Origin of the sequence: Vibrio sp. Of7-15, assembly GCF_022347565.1 — a bacterium.
Taxonomy (GTDB): Bacteria; Pseudomonadota; Gammaproteobacteria; order Enterobacterales; family Vibrionaceae; genus NORP241.
The window spans coordinates 12,796-34,120 of sequence record NZ_JAKRGH010000015.1; the positions used below are offsets into that span (position 1 = coordinate 12,796).

At 38.7% G+C, this 21,325-nt stretch carries 22 protein-coding genes; 8 read left to right on the forward strand and 14 right to left on the reverse strand.

The window, feature by feature from the left end; genetic code table 11:
* Positions 1-215: 215 nt before the first annotated feature.
* Entirely contained in the window at positions 216-1,409 is a 1,194-nt protein-coding gene (locus MHO82_RS15365; protein ID WP_239184992.1) for a hypothetical protein, read from the forward strand.
* 67 nt (positions 1,410-1,476) lie between these two features.
* Here MHO82_RS15365 and MHO82_RS15370 read toward each other — a convergent pair whose 3' ends face one another.
* The 7 genes from MHO82_RS15370 to MHO82_RS15400 form a co-directional block, all read right to left on the reverse strand.
* On the reverse strand, positions 1,477-2,685 hold the full coding sequence (locus tag MHO82_RS15370; RefSeq protein ID WP_239184994.1) for an MFS transporter: 1,209 nt from the start codon (positions 2,683-2,685) through the stop codon (positions 1,477-1,479).
* An 84-nt stretch (positions 2,686-2,769) separates the two neighbouring features.
* On the reverse strand, positions 2,770-4,233 hold the full coding sequence (locus MHO82_RS15375) for an NTP/NDP exchange transporter (protein WP_239184996.1): 1,464 nt from the start codon (positions 4,231-4,233) through the stop codon (positions 2,770-2,772).
* A 228-nt stretch (positions 4,234-4,461) separates the two neighbouring features.
* Positions 4,462-6,201, reverse strand: coding sequence for a hypothetical protein (locus MHO82_RS15380; RefSeq protein ID WP_239184998.1), 1,740 nt, complete (start codon positions 6,199-6,201; stop codon positions 4,462-4,464).
* Positions 6,198-6,737 (reverse strand): non-canonical purine NTP pyrophosphatase, encoded by a 540-nt coding sequence (locus MHO82_RS15385; RefSeq protein ID WP_239185000.1) that lies wholly within the window; start codon positions 6,735-6,737, stop codon positions 6,198-6,200. The genes MHO82_RS15380 and MHO82_RS15385 overlap by 4 nt, the downstream gene beginning before the upstream one ends.
* A 16-nt stretch (positions 6,738-6,753) precedes the next feature.
* Entirely contained in the window at positions 6,754-7,452 is a 699-nt protein-coding gene (locus MHO82_RS15390; RefSeq protein WP_239185003.1) for a nucleoside monophosphate kinase, read from the reverse strand.
* A 27-nt stretch (positions 7,453-7,479) separates the two neighbouring features.
* Positions 7,480-8,364 carry a hypothetical protein gene (locus MHO82_RS15395; protein ID WP_239185005.1) on the reverse strand — a complete coding sequence of 295 codons (885 nt, stop codon included), beginning with the start codon at positions 8,362-8,364 and terminating at the stop codon, positions 7,480-7,482.
* 559 nt (positions 8,365-8,923) lie between these two features.
* Positions 8,924-9,829, reverse strand: a complete 906-nt coding sequence (locus tag MHO82_RS15400) for a LysR family transcriptional regulator (RefSeq protein WP_239185007.1) — start codon at positions 9,827-9,829, stop codon at positions 8,924-8,926.
* A gap of 152 nt (positions 9,830-9,981) precedes the next feature.
* Between MHO82_RS15400 and MHO82_RS15405 the strand changes: the two genes are divergently transcribed.
* The 6 genes from MHO82_RS15405 (at position 9,982) to MHO82_RS15430 (ending at position 15,418) form a co-directional block, all read left to right on the forward strand.
* Positions 9,982-11,361, forward strand: a complete 1,380-nt coding sequence (locus tag MHO82_RS15405) for an MATE family efflux transporter (RefSeq protein WP_239185009.1) — start codon at positions 9,982-9,984, stop codon at positions 11,359-11,361.
* A 198-nt stretch (positions 11,362-11,559) separates the two neighbouring features.
* Positions 11,560-12,099: a hydrolase gene (locus MHO82_RS15410; protein WP_239185011.1), complete on the forward strand. Its 540-nt coding sequence runs from the start codon at positions 11,560-11,562 to the stop codon at positions 12,097-12,099.
* Positions 12,100-12,482: 383 nt separating this feature from the next.
* A complete protein-coding gene (locus MHO82_RS15415) occupies positions 12,483-13,205 on the forward strand; it encodes a YebC/PmpR family DNA-binding transcriptional regulator (protein ID WP_239185013.1) in 723 nt (240 codons plus the stop codon).
* Between the two features lie 201 nt (positions 13,206-13,406).
* Entirely contained in the window at positions 13,407-14,258 is an 852-nt protein-coding gene (locus MHO82_RS15420; protein ID WP_239185016.1) for an AraC family transcriptional regulator, read from the forward strand.
* A gap of 135 nt (positions 14,259-14,393) precedes the next feature.
* Complete coding sequence (locus tag MHO82_RS15425) at positions 14,394-15,107, forward strand: AzlC family ABC transporter permease (RefSeq protein WP_239185018.1); 714 nt, start codon at positions 14,394-14,396, stop codon at positions 15,105-15,107.
* Positions 15,107-15,418 carry an AzlD domain-containing protein gene (locus MHO82_RS15430; RefSeq protein WP_239185020.1) on the forward strand — a complete coding sequence of 104 codons (312 nt, stop codon included), beginning with the start codon at positions 15,107-15,109 and terminating at the stop codon, positions 15,416-15,418. The genes MHO82_RS15425 and MHO82_RS15430 overlap by 1 nt, the downstream gene beginning before the upstream one ends.
* A gap of 204 nt (positions 15,419-15,622) precedes the next feature.
* On the opposite strand, the gene MHO82_RS15435 is transcribed toward MHO82_RS15430, so the two are convergent.
* The 7 genes from MHO82_RS15435 to MHO82_RS15465 form a co-directional block, all read right to left on the reverse strand.
* A complete protein-coding gene (locus MHO82_RS15435) occupies positions 15,623-16,276 on the reverse strand; it encodes a class I SAM-dependent methyltransferase (protein ID WP_239185022.1) in 654 nt (217 codons plus the stop codon).
* Between the two features lie 438 nt (positions 16,277-16,714).
* Positions 16,715-17,038, reverse strand: coding sequence for a DUF2834 domain-containing protein (locus MHO82_RS15440; protein WP_239185024.1), 324 nt, complete (start codon positions 17,036-17,038; stop codon positions 16,715-16,717).
* Positions 17,039-17,195: 157 nt separating this feature from the next.
* Complete coding sequence (locus MHO82_RS15445; protein WP_239185026.1) at positions 17,196-17,762, reverse strand: hypothetical protein; 567 nt, start codon at positions 17,760-17,762, stop codon at positions 17,196-17,198.
* A 57-nt stretch (positions 17,763-17,819) separates the two neighbouring features.
* Positions 17,820-17,969 (reverse strand): hypothetical protein, encoded by a 150-nt coding sequence (locus MHO82_RS15450; protein WP_239185028.1) that lies wholly within the window; start codon positions 17,967-17,969, stop codon positions 17,820-17,822.
* 123 nt (positions 17,970-18,092) lie between these two features.
* Complete coding sequence (locus tag MHO82_RS15455) at positions 18,093-18,446, reverse strand: tRNA-binding protein (protein WP_239185030.1); 354 nt, start codon at positions 18,444-18,446, stop codon at positions 18,093-18,095.
* A gap of 110 nt (positions 18,447-18,556) precedes the next feature.
* Positions 18,557-19,147, reverse strand: coding sequence for a TrmH family RNA methyltransferase (locus MHO82_RS15460; protein ID WP_239185032.1), 591 nt, complete (start codon positions 19,145-19,147; stop codon positions 18,557-18,559).
* 152 nt (positions 19,148-19,299) lie between these two features.
* The gene (locus tag MHO82_RS15465; protein WP_239185034.1) at positions 19,300-20,250 is read right to left on the reverse strand and encodes an EamA family transporter; all 951 of its coding nucleotides are present in this window, start codon (positions 20,248-20,250) and stop codon (positions 19,300-19,302) included.
* A 91-nt stretch (positions 20,251-20,341) separates the two neighbouring features.
* On the opposite strand from MHO82_RS15465, the gene MHO82_RS15470 reads away from it, so the two are divergent.
* Entirely contained in the window at positions 20,342-21,247 is a 906-nt protein-coding gene (locus tag MHO82_RS15470; protein WP_239185037.1) for a LysR substrate-binding domain-containing protein, read from the forward strand.
* Positions 21,248-21,325 lie beyond the last annotated feature (78 nt).

The window sequence follows — 21,325 nt, forward strand, 5'->3', positions numbered from 1 at the left end:
AACAGATTCAATAACACCAAAAAGTATCCACCACAAAATTACATCACCAACCAAACATAACCACCATAAATAACTGAATAAATTATAATTATTTTCACTTCTGAACAACAAAAACAGAATGAAATATAGTGAATAACACTATTACTTTGTGAAGAAAACCACCCACAAAAATATTAATATTGTTGCATAATAAATTATCCATAAATAAGTAACATATGAATAACTACGATTACCCCTTTCCACCTCCAGAATCCATGTATTGGGCTCACTCTTCTTGGAGTTATGATGAAGCAGTTGCAAAATTTGAAGCTCAGCCTGAAAGCGCTAAAAAATCAGGGCTAAATCCACTCAAATCCAAACACCCGAGTGCCGTCGTAGAAAGAGGGCGACAACAAGCTCAAGCAAATGCGCAATCTCAGGCTTCCGCTGCTAACCCCATCACTGGTGCTCAGAATACCCAGGCTGGCTCAAGTCAGGCTACCGCATCAGGAACTTCGGCATCACAAAGCTCTGCTTCTAGGGCTCAACAGGCAACAGCTCAGGCTGGTAACACCCCACTTCAAACACAGGGCGTTATTTATGCCCCTTTTGTGAGTGAAGACATTGTTGATATGGCTTTTGCAGAAAATATTGGCCGGTTTACCAATAAAAAGCCTTTATATCCCGTTATCGTAAAAGATGATAATGACAAAACAAACTTTGAACGCCTTCGCAGGCTCAAACTTAAAGAATTAAAAGATGACACGGAGGTATTACCGAACATAATAAAGTCATATAAAGGTTCCATTACAGAAACGAAAAAAAACCTCGGAGAGCAAAAGTTTAATCAAGCCTTAAAAAATAGTCAGCGCTTCTTAACCCATTATGATGTATTAAACCAATTATCAGTAATAAGTAACTCTGCCACACCGAGCGAGCTATCTAAACTGAGTCCAGAGTCCAGTAAACTGTATATTTTAGGTCATGGGCTAGCGGGTTCGAGAGGCTTCTTTTCCGATGAAAATGGCATAACGGGTGCGTTAACCGTAGAACAAGTTGTAGAACAGCTGGTAAGTGGTGGTATTGACAAACAATTCATCGATTTTCGCACACTTGCTTGTTATAGCGCAGACACAACAGAACCAAAATCTTTTGCAGAGAAAGATCTACACAAAGCAGAAAAACCAAAATACTTATGGAAATATAAGCTTATTGGTAAAAAGAAGATAGACGAACAACCTTTAGGCCAATATTTATGTGATGCGTTACATAAACATGGTTTTCAGCAACCCATAGTCACGGGCTACCACGGAGCAGGCGTGATGTTCAGTGATAAACATCACTCACGTAGACTCAATAAACAATCACCATCATCCAAGGATGTGAGAGCTTCAGACGTAAAAACTCGTTTTATCAAAACGCCAAAGTAATCAAAGCCGAAATAAAATATAGCGTCGTGTGACGACGCTATATTCATGTAAAGCCCAACACCAACGCCTAGTACTTCCTCGCAAGATAAGCGCTAACAATGCCGAAGCCACAAATAACAATAACTACAGCAGCCATGCCTAATGTCATGAATTGCGCAAAAGCCATAGCAATGAGAGGAGAACCGACTGTCGCCCCTAAATTACCAAGCTGAGCAATCGCTCCGATACTGTTTGATTGCTCAAATTCATTTTTTGTCATCAGAGGGATCAACGCAAAAGCAGCCCCTTGAACCAGCCCCGAACAGAGCATAGTACCAATACACAAGATAGGTAACACTTTAAAAGAATCAGCATAAATATGAATGAGTAACATACATACACTTATTCCAATAAAAGAGAGCTTGGCCAGTGTTTTAGGAGAGAGTAAATACTGTGAGATAAAACCAGCGATGAAGGTCCCTGCCATGCTCACCAGAGGCAGCACTACCGTCAGCCAATCAGTCATCTTTTGATCACCTGCCAACTTAGGTAAAAAGGTCAGCAAGGCAACAAAAATCAACGCATGAAACAGAAAGATAATGGCGGGAAAACAGGTTCTTGGATTTGAATAAACTTGGCGTAAGTCTTTCGGTAGATTCGTGATGAACAAACGCAAAGAAAAACCTTCCACTTCAGCTCTCTTCACCTTTAATAACAGCATAAAGACAGTGGCCAGCGTGAACATCGCTAAACCATGAATAACGTAGATACTTTGAAAACCAAACAGCTCTATGAACTGTAAGCCAAGCCAACCAGCAACCGCATACCCAACACCAAAAAATGTTCCCCATAGTCCCATTGCAATCGCCTGATGTGACTTACCAGAATTCATAACAATCAAGATTGGAGCAGCAACGACGATACCCAAATGAGAAAGACCTTCCAGCGCCCTACTAAACACCAAAAGAGTTAAAGGTGGGGTTTGTGCTTGTAAAATGGATAAGATCCCACCTAGTAACAAAGAGCCAACTAATACCTTCTTAAAACCGATACGTCCAACAAGAACACCCGCTGTCGAGCCTAAAAAAAGCCCCACGATACCAACAATAGATAAAGCGATCCCCATAGCTCCAGGGCCAGAAGTGTAATGATTGATAAGCGAATCATAAGTAATAGAGAACTTTGCAAATTGCATTGCTGCCAGAATACCTGCGCCCCATAAAAGCAAAATAATGTGCCACTTTGTACTCTCTTTTTCACGAGTTTCCGCTGATGAAAAAGGCTTTCTTGTTTCCATTATGTTTTTATCCTAATCCTATTTTTTAATAAATATAAATAACGACTTAACCTAAATTAGGGATAATATCAGCCGCTTAGGCCACTAAGAGTGAGTGGCTAATTCCTTTTCCTCCTTTAAAATATGCTCTTCTTTATTCCGTAACTTTAAATGTTTACCAACAAGACACGTTGAATATATCCAAATCGGAATAGATAGAACAATCAGCATCGACATGTATGAATATGTTGCAGGTAATACAACAAAAAGAAGCAATAAGGATTGTTGAGTAATAGAAGCGGTCGATTTACCCATACGGGTAGCAAATGCATCTGAAAATGACTTTCCGATTCTTCGTTCTTCAACTGAACAAGATAAAAAGGCAAGTTCACGAGTATTATCAAAGAACGTAGTTTTCGCTAATTGCATTACACACGCTTGCACAGCGCCAGCAAATACAATCACAGCTTCTGGCCTAACAGAAAATAGCTCAGCTAACGTAGTAGAAAAACTTGTAAAAAATAAACAAGCAAAAAATACCGTGCTAGTTAACGCTAAACATATAGGTGTTAAAATAGCCACTCTTGTCCAACTGTATTTTTTCAACAACCTTCTAGATATAAAAAATACCGTGAATGTAACTAGAACACCGTTAATGGCTGTCACCCATGAAAGGTAATTACTAAAGTCACTAGGGTCTGGGTAAGCCCGACTAAGCACATCTTTCCATATTGTATCAAACAAAGCATCCGTAAATTCCATTAAGAATACCGTAATAGCGATACCTATAAAAAATGGAGACCGAATCAATTTTTTCTTATCTTTAACATTCAACCCTTCCCCTTTTTTACTTGGAAGAGGAGGCAGTTTTTCACGTTTTACCAATTGCGAAAAAACATAAAGCTGTAAGAGGCACACCGATATCAGCAAAGCCATATAGCTAGAAAACTTAAATGACCAAGCCGAATCTAAACCTTGTAAGAATATTTTTTCAAAAAGTACAAAAAACAGAGCAATAAAGCCTATGACAATGGCGCTAATATCTAATGAAAACCATGGATAAGTCTCCTTCGCTCTTTCTGGCGGTACAATTTGGGAAATAATATTCCAAAAGATAAGAGAAATAAAAAGAATAGACCAAGAGTCAGCCATGACATAAAACAAAGAAATAGGCCAGTATTCAATCATTAAGCCTAAACTATGTAAGCCATCTGGTAGCAGGTTGTAAACAACATCTATAGCACCAGACGGGAGCACACTAGGAGTATAAGGCCATAAGAAAAAGTAATAGATAAAGAAAAATGACAAAAATGCAGAAGTCAGGATCTGGAAAACCCGCAAAGGAGAATATCTGTTTGAGAGTTTATTAAATATATAAATAATCAATATAGTAAAAGGAATCAATGCCCATGTTTTTAAAAATGGGATCAATTGTGCACCTAAGTTTGGGTTGGCCACAACTAAGGTATCTTTTAAAATTTTTAATACTTTTGTATTGAAGGTAAAACATGACAACAATGTCATCATCAAAATAAATTGTTTATTTTTCAAAAAGAAATTTGTTATCAAATTTACTTCCTCTAGTTATTTCAATTTTATGATTGTAGAAATAGGTTAATAAAATATTCATTACAAATGATTGAAATTATAATCTGCCATTCCAGATGCATTTATTTATCTGGCTAAATAAACATTAACTCTTATTATAAGTAATATTAGAGTCACATATGACTTCAAATCTAGCCTATGGTGCTTTCAATAAAATTATCATGGAACAGCAACTGACTCATTTCTTAATTATTTAAAAAGAATCTCTTTATAAATAGATTTAAGCTCTGGATAATATTCTTTGTCTTCATCGTAGAAAACAAAATATGGGTCAAAAAGAGGGAAGACATCGCTGTATGTATTACAATCATCCTTCGATATTATGTTTTTTGATAATAGTTCTTTAAGAAAATCTTGATAAAAACACCGAATACTTTTTATCATTTCTGAACTCCCATCAAATTGAGGGCTGCACAATACCTCCATTATCTTATTCTTGTATATCTGAGAACTTTCTACAAAATCGAAGTATTCAAATATCAAGAATTGCCCCATCATATAACGAATAAATGCTTTCGTTTTGCTTGAGTATGGGTGCTCAACTGACGGCTCAAAAAACGTCATGATCTGCTTATCAATGACATGATTAACAACTGTGTTTATGGTCTCTTCTTCATTGGATAAATCCAAGCTGTTAATAGACAAAAAGTCATCAATCGTTTGAATGTCTAATTGATAAATCTTGGCAAGTGGTGATACAAACTCCCACCAACTCTTAAATTTATCCTGCTTAGAAGACATACATACCCAGTTTCTCTGTGTCCATCGGTAGTCTTCACAAAAGAACGCATGATATTTACCTTTGAATAAATCAAGGCTATCGTGAGTTTTATCACCTAAAGCTAACAGCCTTTTATACTCACTATCATCACCTTTTAAACAATAAGCAGCATTTGCTTTTACTAACGTTTTAAGGTTATCTCTAAATTTACTCTTATCGCTGAAGTCTAACCCAAGATCTGAAAATAAAGGGTATATACACCTTTTGGCATAATTATATTCAATCCCAGACCTCTGTAAGCAATCAACAAACAACATGTCGGCTAAAACTAACGTAGAAGCCTCGCTCATCATTCGGTATAAAATATAAGCGGTTTTATGCTGCTTAGAGTTCGCTCCTGTATAAATAAGATCAGGAATTAAGAAATGACAAAAATCGTGAACGATAAATGTGGTTTCATGGATTGGGTCTTTTTTGCGTGTTAATGGAACACCAGCATTAAGACCAGGTAGCCAATAGTTTTTCTGCCTACGATTCACTGCGGAACGAAAAAACACGCCACTATCTAACACTTTGTCAAATAAATGGTTAAAGCCGATATCATTAACTACCGGGTTCTGTATGTACGAATTACTCTTCATGAAGTCTTTCACAGACAGCTCAAAGTCAATCACTTCCTTGGCTTTCTGTGGATAATAATACATATTCAGCGGCACTTTATAATGAATATGATCTTCAATAAATTGAGAGATAGTCATATCACGAGAGGAGACTTTTAACCCTTTCTCCTTTAATTCGTGATAACTTGTGTGCGTTTCTTTAACCACAAACACATCATCCCAACCAAAAACGCGGTTTCCGTCTTGGCATCTCAGAGCAAAATCAAGATACCCTTTCGTAATATGGCGATAACGCTTTTTCACCACCTTTCCATTAGAAAGCGTATACACATCCAACACGGAGTGATGATCCACAAGCTCAAGGTCAATAAAATCGCAAACCTCCTCTGTATCTGCCTTATACAAGTGAGTCGATTCTTGTATAAAAGCAAGCAGCTTAGGATCTTTATCCAATAAGTCTTGCATGATCTGAGACTTTGGTACCGGTGTTAAATCTTGAATGACGTTAATATCATAAAGCGAAAAACATTTACCAAATTCCGTTACTTTATTCTTTTCATCTGTATGAAGTATTACTCGTGCTTTCACTGAAATTCACCATCCCATTTCTTTATTGGATCTAGCTTTAAACTCCACTGATCATTTAAAAAATTCTTGAGAGCTAAATACCTAGGATTCAGCTCAGGCGGCATCTCTTCACCTAATGTCTTAGTTGCACCATTTGGTAAAAAAAATGGGGCAATACCAAATTCGTTCCCTCGGGGTGAAGTGATTATTCCTTCTACAACGCCTTTGTATATATAAATGGTGTTATTTTTATTTACCCCGATACAGCATTTAAATGAGCTTTTTCGATTCCAATACTTTTCCTTGTGAAACTCTCCTTTCTCTAAAAACCACCGTACATTAACGCCAATATCAAATCCTTCAATATCTAAAGACACATCATCGATTAAAATTTCATCAGAAAACTGAGATGCTTTATAGCATGTTATTGTTTCATGATTACTCACAGGCTCTTTCAAATCGATGTCTGTTGTTTCTATTTCATGGCCTGAACTCTCAAGATATTGCTTATATTCATTTATTTTATTCAGATTACCTGAGTTTATTTTAATAAGCATGATTTACCTTTTCACATTAAGAAAAAACTAAAGATGTTTGCTCTAAAACCTCGTTAGTTAATTGTTCAATATTTTTATTCGCATCAACCTGAACTAAAACCCCACGCTCTTCAAAAAGCTTTTTTAATGGCTTTGTTTTTTCTTCAAAAACATCAAGCCTTTTATTGATGGCATCTTCAGTGTCATCTTCTCTTCTAAAGAGATCTAAACCACACCTATCACATTTGCCTTCAACTTTAGGGGGATGAAAGCGATCATGAAAGTTACTCTCACATCCAGAGCAAAATAACCTTCCTTTTAATCGTTTTACCACTTCATCACGTTTTATTGAAAAATATAATACTGAAGCAATTTCTTTTCCTTGAGATTCTAATATCTTCTCAAGAAAATTAAGATGATCTATTTGCTTTGGATAACCATCAAGAATCAAGCCTTTATCATATTTTGGAGAACTAAGCTCATTACTCAAGTAATCAAATGTTAAGTCATTTGGTATGGGTACACCAAGATTCATATAGTGAAGCATTTTTTTACCAAGTTCGGTTTTCTTTTCTGCTTCTTTTCTATACAACTCTCCAGTGGAAAGGTGAGGAATATTTAATTTACCCTCATCAGCCAATATTTTTCCCTGTGTTCCTTTGCCTGAGCCTGGAAAACCCATAAATAAAATAACTTTACTTTTCAATCCCTTGTTATTATCAACCGTACCTTTCACTTTTCTTACCCTAGCCTATAAACCAAATTACAACGCTGCTTGCTCTGGCTCAAAAGCCCAAATTCCATGCACAATTTCTAATGAGAAATCGGGCTCGATATCAGTAAACCCAAGATCATGCATCAAGGTTCTAAGTGCTTTTGCTTTCTTAAATAGCTGCTCAAGTGAGTCACTTTCGTCGGTATAAGTAAACTCATTAGAACGATAACTCCATCGCTCAGTGTGACTGAAAATAAACCATCCACCTAAATTAAGCCCTGCCTCTGAGCAAGCATTCATTAGATCATTTAATTTCAATGGCATCTCAGGGTATTTATCTTTAGGAATATTAAATCCAAAATGCAATTCGTACGTTGGAATTGGATCACAGAGATACTTTGAAAAATTTGATAATAAAGACATATCAACGAATACAGGCTCAAACTCATGCTCTGTTATTACAGAACCATCAGTATCAAACTTCCATAAACCGATATATTCTTCGATCTCAACCATTCTTCTTGTTTCTTTTTTTGTTTTTTCTGTTGCAAGAAGAACAGCATTCATTGCTTCATGATCAAAGACATCGCCAAATCGACCAGTTACAAATGCTTCATCTTTAGAATCTGTGATCTCATGGAAATTCATCATCTGCTGATAAATTAGGTTTTCTTTAACTTGAGGTCCAAGTTCCAAGTAATTAATAGGGTAAATTTTAAGGTTATCTTTAACACCTTCGGATTGGTTAAAAATTTCCGCCACAATATCGGTTACATCTTCATGACATTCTGCATCAAGGTGGAAGTGTATTCTAGTCGATTTAAAATTTGAATTATCTTCTGGAGGAACAGGATAGTAAGACTGCTTATCAGTATAGTAAAATCCATGTTTTCCCAGTTTATCATTATTTTCCATTACATTTAATTCAGACATAGGCTGACTCTTTTCCAGTTAGTTATTAAGTTTAATTGTTTATTATTGATGTTTATTTTTATAGCACAAATAATCTATATAAATAGAAAACGTAGAATAATAAACAATCAATCTATAAACTAGATTGATTACTTTAACCCTTCATTTAACATGGTTATATAGATTAATTACTCATTACAAATTCTAAAACCTAAAATAATAAAGTGGTAAAGGCGAATTATAAAAAAATAAAAAGTGAATCATTCAAATAATACATTTACCAATAGGATTATTTTTCGGGAATGATAACTTCAACAATTAACAACGCAACAAAAACATAATAAAAACAAATCTAAAATGAGACATAACATATACAATCAGAATCAGTGCACAACAAAAGTTAAACACTTGTTGCATTTATGATTCAATAGTATTAGCATTGAAACTTTATAAAACAAGTAGCACTGAAAGGATGGATTTTATATCAGAAGGATAAATAAGTAGAAAAATAAGAAAGGTGATTAAAAGTGTAAGTGGCAGAGCCCTTTTATCTACAGAACTCTGACAGGAACTAGAACGACTACTGACCCTTTTTTACGGTGCTATATTCAGCTTTATACATACGTTCAATCTCATCTATCATCCAATTCATAACTTTACCACACCCTTTATCTCGGCGTTTTACTACCGCCATTTCTACCCACAACGAAGACGGAATATTTTCTGTTGAAAGCTCCACCACCTGATCGGTATACCAATCGGACTCGACAATGTGCTCTGGCACCAGCGCCCAACCTAAGCCACGTATCACTAACGACGTAATGTAATAGTAGCTATCTATATACCAATGATTTGCAGAAATTGGTTTTTCTTGTGTTTCTCCGACCCGATCACGAATCACCAGTTGACGGTAACCATTTAAATCATTCAGTGTGGGAGGGGTATCAGACACCAAACCATGATTAGGAGCAGTGATTAAAATATTTTTAAACTGACCGATGGGCATCATTTCTAATGAATCCGGGAGCTGATTTAAATGAAACAGAATTCCTAAATCGGCTTTCTTCTCATCCACCCATTTGGCAATGTCATCTCGCGAACCATTAATAATGGTCAGTTTTAATTGAGGAAACAGCTCCCCGATGGTTTGAAAGAAACACTCAAAAGACACAATCGGTACGGCTTCATCCATTGCCACAACCAGCGCAATTTCTTCACCAACAGCCGACGTCATGGCACGTGCTTCTAAACGCTGACACTGATCCAACACCGCTTGCGCTTCTAGGAACATTTCTTCTCCAGCAGAAGTTAAAACTGGAAGACGTGCACTTCTATCAAACAGCTCAAATCCTAAGTCTGCTTCTAAGTTCGCAATAGCGGTACTGACCCGTGATTGTGCTTTCCCTAACTTTCTTGCCGCCGCAGAAAACGATCCCTGCTTCACAGACATAACAAAAGCGTCTAATTGATCTAAGGTCCAATTCATCTTGATGTTGTATTGTTACTTTACACGATAAGTAAAGTGTAAAACGTATTTGCCTTTCAATCCATCCGCTTTTCGGATAGATACTAACTTTCATCAATCTCAAATCGCCTCATAATAAGGTGACTCCTTAAACTTAATACGCAGATACCATCATGACTCATTTTGATTCTAGTGCGTCTATTGAACGCACCTTTTGGCGTTACGCCATCCCCTCGATTGCTGCCATGCTCATTAATGGCCTCTATCAAATCATTGATGGCATTTTTGTTGGTAACTACATTGGTGCCGACGGGCTAGCTGGCGTCAATATGGCTTGGCCTGTGGTTTGTATTATTGCCGCCCTCGGGCTCATGGTTGGCATGGGCAGCGGTAGCTTAATGTCGATGAATAAAGGTGAAGGTGACCCTGTAACCGCCAAAGCAGCATTAAGCTCAGGGTTGTGGCTACTTTTATCGCTGGGGCTTATTTCCATGGGGCTGCTCATGGCGTTTGGTACTCCATTACTATTAGCGCAAGGTGCTCAAGGGAATACCCTCGCATTAGCCCATGACTATATTGATGTGTTTGTGTATGGCGGTATTTTTTCATTAGCAGCAACAGCCCTGCCGCTACTGATCCGAAATGATGAGAGCCCAACCTTTGCCACCATTTTAATGATTGTGGGAGCTGTAACTAATATTGTATTAGATTATGTGTTTATCGCACTGCTTGATTGGGCGTTATACGGTGCCGCTCTTGCAACGGTTATTGCTCAAGCCATTGTCACGCTGTTAGGTATTGGCTATTTCTTTACTCGTTATTCCAATTTAACGCTGTCTTTGCCTACTCTCACCTTTGATTTTGGCTTAGCCGCTAAAGCAATTGCACTCGGCTCATCCTGTTTAGTGATGTACCTATACACCAGCTTTGTTATTGCTATTCATAATAAACTCATGATGGATTATGGATCAGCGACCACAGTAGGTGCTTATGCCATCATTGGTTATTTAATGATGATCTATTACTTTCTCGCTCAAGGTATTGCGGAAGGGGTTCAACCACCAGTAAGTTACTACTTTGGTGCGAAACAAGCCGATAACATCCGTAAAATGATGGTACTTGGCACCAAAATGGTGATTGCATCAGGGGTTGTGATTACAGTATTGCTCAATGCATTCCCTGTGTGGGTAACGGAGTTTTTCAGTAATAACGATGCAGAATTAGTGCTTCAAACGAAAAATGGCATCCACTTACATCTGTTAGCCATGTATTTAGATGGCTTTATTGTGTTAGCTTCGGTGTATTTCATGGCCGTTAACCAAGGCGGAAAAGCGCTAGCAGTATCTGCAGGTAATATGCTCGTTCAGCTGCCTTTCCTCTATGTGATGCCAAAATGGTTAGGGTTAGACGGCGTATGGCTAGCCGTACCTTTATCTAACATAGCGCTATTTGTGATTGTTGCGCCACTGGTATGGTGGGACATTAAACAGCGCTGCCACTCCATAGCACCCTCGACACCTAGCATGACAGGCAAGCTTGCGACTGCCGATTAATTTATTTCCTAAGGCACTGACTTTTAAGCGGTGCCTTAATTTTCTCTTACGACCTACCCTGTGACGTTCTTAGCCTAATAACAACCAAAGACAAAATTACATAACTTGGAATCTACATCTCGAAAGTACATCAGCAGAATCGTTACAGTAGATATGCAACTAAATTATTATTTTTGTAATTAGCACAAGGAATGACACATGCTAAAACAAACATCCACTGCACTGGTTATTGTTGATGTGCAAGGAAAGCTCGCTCAAGCGATGCACGAAAAAGATCAACTTATCCAAAAAATCAAACAATCCATTCGTGGCGCTCAAGCGTTAAACCTACCCATTGTTTGGATCGAGCAATACCCAAAAGGTCTCGGCCCAACGACACCAGAAGTGGCAGAGCTGCTCACGGATCTTTCCCCGTTAGAAAAAACCACCTTTAGTGCGTGGGGTAATGCAAACATCGTAAAACACATACAAAGCTTAAACGTCAACCAGCTTGTAGTATGCGGAATAGAAAGCCACATTTGCGTTTACCAATCAGTAATGGATTTTCTGGCTAATGGATTCCATGTGGAAGTAATTGAAGATGCGGTCTCATCTCGCACCCTTCAAAACAAACAAATGGGGTTAAATAAAATGCATCAAGCCGGGGCGCAATCCACCTGCACTGAAATGTGGTTATTTGAACTATTACAAGATGCCAAACACCCCTGCTTTCGAGATATTCAGGCCATTATCAAATAACCTGAATTCAAGGAAACAACCACTTTTCCTACCGATAAACCACTACACACCAGTGGCATAAGAGGCTTTATCCGACACAAGCCAAACAATCACTTCTGCCACTTCTTCTGACTGCCCATCTCGATTCATAAGAAAACAAGACTTAACCAGCTTCCCTGTTTCACTCTATTTTTATCCCATAAACGAGATTGTTTATTAACAGAACAAACAAAATAACGTCAAGATTCCTTACCAGTTACATAACCCTACCTACAATTTCTCTCATTTTTCGGAAAATAAAGCTCGTAAAAACGGCAAACAACAAGGGGAGCTAGCCCAAACCACCTTGGTTCTGATAAAATCAGCGCTAAGTTATCCCTAACAAAAACAGAGAGAACATTCCAATGGGAAGAAGTTTTGAAGTGCGCAAGGCCTCAATGGCAAAAACACAAGGCGCAAAAATCAAAGTTTATTCTAAGTACGGTAAAGAGATTTACGTTTGTGCTAAAAACGGTGGTACAGATCCAGACATGAACTTGTCTCTACGTCATCTGATTTCAAAAGCGAAAAAAGACAACGTACCTGTTCACGTTATTGACAAAGCACTGGACAAAGCTGCTGGCGGCGGTGGTGAAGACTACTCTGCAGCACGCTACGAAGGTTTTGGCCCAGGTGGCTGTAGCGTAATCGTTGACTGTCTAACAGATAACGGCAACCGTACATTCCAAGATGTTCGCCAATGTTTTGTTAAAAACTACGCAAAAATCGGTGGCCCTGGCGCTGTTGCTCACATGTTCGATCACCAAGCTGTATTCCAGTTCAAAGGTGATGACGAAGAAGCAGTACTAGAAACACTAATGATGGCTGACGTTGACGTGAGCGACATCGAACTAGAAAACGGCGTAATCACAGTATTTGCTCCTCACACTGAATTCTTCAAAGTGAAAAGCACAATCACTGCTGAAATGCCTGACGTAACACTGGACGTTGAAGAAATCACGTTTGTACCTCAAACAATGACTGAGGTAACTGGTGATGACGTAGCACAGTTCGAGAAATTCCTAGACATGCTAGACGACTGTGATGACGTACAACAGGTATACCACAACGCAGAAATCAAAGCGTAATCATATACCTTATAAAATACGAAAGCCGAGCAACGACTGCTCGGTTTTTTTATACCTGCTCTTTTCTTTTTACCACCACCGCTCCTACTCATCTGACAACCTCAACTCGATTCAAAATGAGCAATTTTGTACAAAAAAATCATACCAAAATGTTTTATGATAAATGAAAACCGCCATGTATAGATTGCAGTAAGGACTCAAATGGATACGGATAATCAAGCGACGCCCCCTTCAAAAGAAAGTGCAATCTATAGCTATGCTCAAGAATTAGGAGGGCTGGAGGTCCTGTCTGCCAGCTACCATCACCAAAACTTTTCTCGCCATAGCCATGAAGGTTATACCATTGGCTTAATTGATGATGGTGCTCAGCGTTTTTACCGAACTGGGGGCAATCATGTAGCGCCTCAGGGCAGTATTATTCTGGTTAACGCAGATGAAGTGCACAATGGCCATTCAGCCACAGAAGCAGGCTGGTCTTATCGGGCGATGTATCCACTGCCTGAACAATTTGCACAAATTAGCCAAGAGTTGGGGCTGTCACAACATGGTGCGCCTTATTTCCCTTCTCCTGTGGTTCATGATCCCAAACTCGCCAGCCAGCTCCAGCTTGTGTTTAATACTCTGGCTCAGTCAGACAACAAGCTACTACGAGAAACTTTGATTTATGGTGTGCTTACCAAGCTGATGGCGCAACATGGAAAACAGCGTTTACCGCTAGACACACCAACCCCAGCACAGCGCCAAGTGCTGCTAGTCAAAGAGTTTTTAGATGACTTTCCATCCGCCGATGTCTCACTACAAGATCTAGCAAAACTGGCTTCGCTAAGCCCATGTCACTTAGTAAGGGCCTTTCAAAAGCAATTTGGCTTTCCGCCTCATGCTTACCAAATTCAGGCTCGATTACGTTTTGCAAAAAGTCTGATCAGAAACGGGAACAAAATCTCTCATGTAGCCCAAGAAACAGGGTTTCACGATCAAAGCCATCTGCATCGCCACTTTAAAAAGGCCATGGGGATAACGCCAGGCCAATACGCCAAGCAATTAAAAAGCTAATTGGCATACGCTTCTATCCATATAAAACACGACTCCAATCAGTAAACTGGCACCAATTGAGCAAGAATGTACAAGTTTTCCAATAACGAGCGCGGTAATGTGAATTAATAACAAACACAATAACACGAGCTCAATATGCATACTCAAACCTTTCAATCACCTCAAGAACATACGCATCGCCAGCATTTTTTAAAAGGCGCCTTAGCCGTCACTCCTCTTTGTATTGCGGTTATTCCATGGGGCTTGCTTGCAGGCTCGTTCGCCGTAGAAATCGGCTTGCTGCCTATTGAGGGCCAAGCACTGTCTGCTATTGTGTTTGCTGGCTCAGCACAATTGGTGGCACTAGGGTTGTTAAAAGCAGGGGCAGGAGTTGCCACCATTTTACTGACCACACTCTTTATTACTTCCCGCCATTTGTTATACAGCATCTCTATGCGACAGCACATCAGCTCATTACCTTTACGATGGCGCTTAGGTTTGGGCTTTCTATTAACAGATGAGCTATTCGCCATTTGCGGCCACCAAAAAAAGCATGAATTTAATCGTTGGTTTGCCCTTGGTGTAGGCTTCTGGTTTTATCTGTGTTGGAATCTAGCCACACTCGCAGGCATCATCGCCGGTAAATACATTCCAAACCTAGATCAGCTTGGGCTGGAGTTCGCCATTGCAGCCACCTTTATCGCTATTGTTGTACCGACAATACAACGCCTATCGGTTCTGCTTACGGTGATCACGGCTATTGTGCTGTCAGTTTTATGCTCATGGGCACAAATCGAAGGAGGGCTAATCATTGCTAGCCTAGGGGCTATGACCTGTGGCTACCTTTGTTCAACCAAGGAGAAAAAATAATGATTTGGTTAACTATTTTTGCGATGGCCGCCATCGTGTTCACAAGTCGATATGTCTTTCTAGAACCCAAGCTACCTTTGCGCTTAAACCACAAAGCCCAACGATTTTTAAGTTTCGCCAGTCCGGCTATTTTAACCGCCATCTGGGCTCCTATTGTGTTTCTTCCACATGGCAACCTCGACATTGGCTTGAAAAACCCTTATTTATTAGCGGCAATAATTGCTTTTATGGTTGCTTGGAAAACAAAGAACACGCTCCTAACCACCATCGTCAGCATGAGCGCCTTTTTTATTTTATTGAAAATACTCTAAAAATCAGACTACATTTCGAAATTACCTTAAGGTCATCCAGTTTGGAATAATGAGGCCGTAACAAAAATAACATATCCCTTAGAAAAGCATTAAAGCTCAGATATTCATGATTAAAATATAAACATACCCAAAACGAAAAACTCGGCACACTTAGGTTGCCGAGTATAACTTGGATTCAGATAATAAATAACGCTGATGTATTTGTTATATCTTCTTCCCTGAAAATAACGCTACACAACCTATTACTTTAACTTCAACATCTGTAAAGTGTTCATTTAATGATGCTATTAGTGAATCAAGTTCATCGTTATGATTACTAAATATTCCTTTTTTATTGTAAATAGCCATTAATTTTTTCGCGAAGAAGTTTTTATCCGTACCTTTGCCAAGTATCGTACTGCCAAACAACACTCCACCATTATTCATATAACTTTTCAAATGCTTAAAAATGATGCCCTTTTCGGCAATATCGCCAGGTAAACAATGAAGTAAATAGTTAACACTAATAGAGTCAAATTTTTCAATATTTAACTGAAGCGGCTCAAGTACATCCCCACTGTAAACTTCTGGTTGAAAATGACTAATTACTTTTGACGCGGTATCAAGACTATTCTCATTCAAATCTAATAAAGCGATACGATTTGTTGTTTGAGGTAAGAAATTCTTAAGGTAATACCCAGAGCCAACCCCCACATCTAAATGATTAGATGATACTTTTTTTGAAAACTGCTCACTAATAAATCGAGTTGGACATTTCCAAAAGTAATGATTTGATACCCCTAAAACCCAAAAATCATATATTGAAAGTACTTTTTTTGAGTAAACAGCTTGCCCAGCAATAGTTGCTTCTTTATTCATCTTAGTTTCATATAGTTATAAGTTGTTAATCTTTAATCTATACTAAAAAATGAAGAAGGCAAAGCGTACCAGAGAAAGATATGCAACAAGGATATTAGAAAGATTCAATAAATATTCGTTCAACAACATAACCCAAGTTAAATATAAAACATAACCTTTACCTAATTATATTATTTAAACTTATAATCACCCCTGTGAATATTATTGCCTAACTCGTAATATAAGGAAGCAGGATGACGCTTACATAAGAACAATTCAGGATTATAAAAATATTAACTGCTACTACGTATTAGGAAAGCCAACCTCAAAATTTAAATCATACGATGTCATATAGTTTGAAATCAAAGCGGCTAACCCAATACCTACAGCAACAACAACTTCTTTTACTTTCCATAGGCTCATGTATCGAAACATACTTATAGCATCAACAATGATACCTTACCCACTCAACAGCGGTGTTAACTGCTTTTCTTTAAGATAGAGATACAAAGGCAAACCACAAGACACGCCAATGGACACCGTTCCCAGCATTGCCAAATACCGATATTTTACTTTATTTCTACCACCATCAACGGCAATAAATCCCAAAAGAGCTACCGCTGAAACCAATACATCTAACCACGCAAATACACTAATGGGGTTTACTACCGCTTCTTTCAGTAATAAAGGAAGATCCACCCCGTTAGTGAATAACCACGGAATAAGCGCCCCATAAGGCAGCAGTATTCCTAAAAAAGTCAGAACTAAGTAAAACCTTGCCATATCACCATCCTTGCTGATTTTTATCGTAAAACGAACAATCAAGTATGCCGAACAACATTAACCAAGCATACTGGCATCCATATCCAAGGTGACGCGTAAAAATCATCACCTTAATTGTAATGATTATAAACGTGAGGCAGTCACTCGGATTCGGTGCTTAACCTTCATAAAAATTCGCAACCCAAGCATCAAAAGACGTTTTATGCTCTTGCTGTGCCTTTTTAACAATATCATTTGCATTGCTGATAGGCTCTAAACCACATACCCTTTTTAACCATTCTCGGTATTCTTTACTTTTTTCACTTGGTTCAAAGTCGTCAGGATCTTTAAAGTAATCAACTTCATCCCAATCAATCATCGGCTCACTATCAAACGTCAGTATTTGAAGCAACTCATTAAAGTTATTAGCAACAACGTGAAAACCGCCTTCACTTCCAAAAGTAACTATGGGTGCAACATCAAGGTTCGCATTCCCATCTTTTAACCAAAAACCATAGGAAGATCCGCTTCCATCTGCACATGCAAATTCATAAATGGAATCGAGAAAGGCTTCATGCTCTGAGTATGTTTTTAAGCCAAACCTTTCTCTATCAATCGAAAACTCAAAGCCCTCAGAAAAATACGTACTTTGCGCAACTTCATTATCAAAACGTAGTAATGATAAAAGCTTCTTAGGTATATCTAACCCACTAAAGTGCTCAATCAAATCCTTTTCAATACTCATTATATTCCTACCTATTAAAGCCTCGTATAACGCTTTATTAATCCGCAAAATTAAGAATTAGAACAAGCCAACTAACCCTACCGACAATAACATACCACCCACAAAGCTAAGAGTATGAAATGTTTGATACTTGGCCTCAACATACATCTTCTTTGGCTCTTCTTGGTATGTTTTAATCGCGAGTTCTTTTACATAGTTATTCTGCATAATAAGCTTCCTTTTTCATCGTTTAGGGAAGCTTAATACCTCAAGCTAGGTTGAGGTAAAGTAAAAATCACACACATCTAAGCAGATATTTAAGCTATGTGGTAAAGAGCTCTACCCGAAAGGTTACCCAGCTCTCGCTCCATTCGGCATTTTGGTTTCCGGACAAGCTAAGCATGGCTGTAGTTTGTCTTCATAGCCGATATCAAAAAGCATACCTTGCGACACTTCTCCTGCCATCTTTCTTTCAGGCAAGTTGACTACAAACAGAGCTTGTTTTCCCTCGATTTCTTTTGGGTTTTCTCGCTCTTGTTTTATGCCGGCTAAAATTGAACGTGTATGATCACCAAAGTCTACCGTTAACTTCATGAGTTTATCGGATTTAGCGACGTCGCTAACTTCGATAATTTGCCCTACACGAATATCAATTTTTGCGAAGTCATCAAATGTGATCTCATCTTTAATTGGAGCCTGTTCCATACCTATTACCTCAACATTATCTAGAACGCATGTCTATGTATGCGGCAGAAAACAACTCAATGCCGCAATATCTAAAAGCATCTTAAATGCAAATATGGTTAAGTGTTATGTTAACTCCGCCCGTATTTACGGTCTTGAAACTCTCTGCGTTGCTTTGTAATTTCATACAAAACTATACCGCTCGATGTCCCCAAATTCAGACTTTCAACGATTCCAAACATTGGGATATTAATGCAGAAACAGCTAGATTCAATCACTTGTTCACTTAGCCCTTTAGACTCATTACCAAACCACACTGCCAACCGTTTTTGCGTATAGTTACCTTTACCTAACTCTACGTTTACTTTTCCTTTTACGTGAGGCGAAGTAGCAATTGACTCGAATTTATTACTCTCTAGATGTTCAAGACAAGACGCCGTGGAGTTAAATTTTTTTACAAAACTCCACTTAACGGCAGAGGCTGATGGCTTCACGAGTGGATTCCAATGACGCATGTCTTGCCAGTCATCTGGTAGCGAGCCACTTTCATCAACAATATAGACTTTCTCAGCACCTAAGGCGTTTACATTTCTAACAACAGAGCCAATATTTTTGAGAGTTTTAGGGTTTTCTAAAACCACGATAAGGTTTTTACACTTAAAGTCTTTTACTTCATCCGCTCTCTTTCTTAAAGCTCGTTTTTTGCTTTGATCCTGTAACACGAAACACTTTCTCCTAAACACCTAATACTGAATATATTAATTAATATCTATATATCTTATACTTAGTAAAGTACACCGCTTTAAAAGCATGTCCAGACCTTTAGATCACTGAACTCAATCTCCACTGAAACTGAGTAAAATAAAATTACACATCAGGTTAGCTTCACTCGATGAGGATTATCCACAATATATGTGCCCCACTTCTTTAGCCATGCAGCCGAGTCCAACATATTCAAAATAATGGCGCTCACGATAACCATCACTCCCATAATTTTATGACTCTCTAGCGCTTGTTCGAAAAATACCACCTGCCAGATAAAAGCGAAAATCAAGTTAGTAAAAATGAGAGGGGCTAACTGAGTACCAGACTCCACTAACTGATAAGCTCGCACGCGAAACATTTGCGTATTAATGACCGTAATAGAGAGCATAAGAATGGCACCAAGAACAAAAACTGGATTCTCTAATGCGCTAAACAGTGCCACTGAATCGACATTAACCACCATCGAATGCATCAAAAATACTGGCAGGGCAAGCCCCGTTGCAAACACCATGCACCACGTATTAACCGCCAAAGCAGATAACGAGCTCTTACTCGAACGATACATACACACCTGAGACAAAGCATTACACAGTCCGGAGCCGAGCCCAATCAGTAACTCTACCCGCCACTGAAAGCCACTCCCGACTCCGGCTTGAATGACCACCCCGACAAACGCAATCATGATCGCTACAATCGTGATGGGCCTTATGGCGGCTCTAAATATTATTTTTTCTAACAATGGCATGAACAGTGGCCCAGTACTAAAAAGCACCACCGCCTCTACCAAAGACAAAGCGTTAATCGCATATAAAAAACACAACTGAGTAAGGGTAATAAAAAACGCACGAAACAGTAATGGACGTATATTCGCCTTGGTTGGCAATTCCCATTTAATCAATAAAAGCAGCCACAACATGATCAATGCAGGTACTAAAAACCGGATTAGATTCAACAACTCTACGCTAATAACACCAGTTAACGTTTTGGCTAATAACCCACTCAATGACAAATTAAAGGTAGACACCAACATAAAGGTAACAGGCTTGATAGATAACGACATACACACTCCTTCTACAGACTTATAGCGTAAGGTGATTACAGACATAGAAAAAGCGAGTAATATTGACCATATTTGTTAGAAAAACTTACAGATGAAAAAGCTCATTCCTCTCAAATCCATTTATGCTTTTGTCGCGGTGGCAGAAACAGGCAGCATGACAGAAGCCGCTAATGTGCTGAACGTCAGTCACTCTGCCGTCAGCCAAGCCATTAAAACACTGGAAACTCAGCTTAATTGCACACTATTTGATCGTATAGGAAGGCAAGTTCGGTTAAATGGCATAGGAAAGAAGTACTACAAAAAAGTGGCCCCCGCCCTCGAAGAAATCGTGGCCGCCAGCGAAGAAATCAGCGCACCCAGTTATGATCATCGCTTAACCCTAAACATGGTCAATTCTTTGGCTCTGCACTGGTGGATCCCCCAAGTTGATCAATTCCAGCAAAATTACCCGCACATAGATATCCGAATTTCGAATTTACCCTTTGTATTTGATTTATCTAAAGAAGGTGTAGATGTCGCTTTGATCCACGGTAAAAAAGAAGATTGGGGACAATACCACCTTGAACATTTAGGGAACGATAACTTAGTGCTCGTATGTAGCCCTAAACTGCTGAACACCATAAAAAATCACACAAATCTCACCACTCAATTATTAGCTACGTACCCTGCAATCTACGTAACCAACCCAAGGCGAAAAGACGATTGGACGATTTGGTGTGAAGCTACAGGGCACTCCGTACCCACTCATCATAATAATTTGAACTTTGCGGCCACCATTCAAGCAATGCAAGCCGCAATTACTGGGCTTGGCGTACTGGTTACCCACCATCAATTTATTAAAAATGATCTAGCGGCGGGTATGCTCACTCAAATTGGCTCCCCCGTCTTAAACCCGCACAAAGCCTTTTATTTTGCATGTGCTCCCGAAAAACTAAAATTAGAAAGCGTACTTAGCCTCAGAAATTGGCTCCGACAGGCCTTCTCTGAAGATAGATAAGGTGATATTAATCACATAAAAATGAAAATAAGTGTTTACAAGAGACTATTAACTGATCTAGGCTGTAGTGGTCTGTAA